Here is a 394-nt window from a genome sequence, read left to right as displayed (position 1 = left end):
GGACGGTGGAGGAGCTCATCGACGTGGACGCGCTGAAGGTGGTGCGCCCGGCGGGCGCGGATGGCATGGGGCTGGTGGAGCGGCGGGGCGCGGCGGTGCCCCTGCTGTCGCTGGCGCGGCTGCTGGAGCGGACGGCGCCCCAGGACGCGGGCGGCGCGCGGGGCACCAAGGCGCTCATCGTGCGGCAGCGCGGGGAGCCGGTGGCCTTCGCGGTGGACCGGCTGCTGGGGCAGCAGGAGATCGTCCTGCGTCCGCTGGAAGACCCGTTGGTGCGCGTGCCGGGCGTGGCGGGCGCCACGGACCTGGGAGACGGCCAGCCGACGCTGGTGCTGGACCTGGGCGCGCTCGGGGCCGCGCGCGCGGGCCGCCGGATGGGCGCCGCGCGCTCGGGAGG

The 394-nt window shown here is 78.9% G+C and carries 1 protein-coding gene; it reads left to right on the top strand.

Going from position 1 to position 394, the window contains the following annotated elements; translation table 11 throughout:
* Window positions 1-394 (top strand): chemotaxis protein CheW (locus D7Y13_RS44525; protein ID WP_208734750.1); only part of this gene is annotated, 394 nt, incomplete at both ends.

It is taken from the genome of Corallococcus praedator (assembly GCF_003612125.1).
Taxonomy (GTDB): Bacteria; Myxococcota; Myxococcia; order Myxococcales; family Myxococcaceae; genus Corallococcus; species Corallococcus praedator.
The sequence above is the reverse complement of the archived record's forward strand: the minus strand, read 5'-3'. Positions and strand labels throughout refer to the sequence as shown.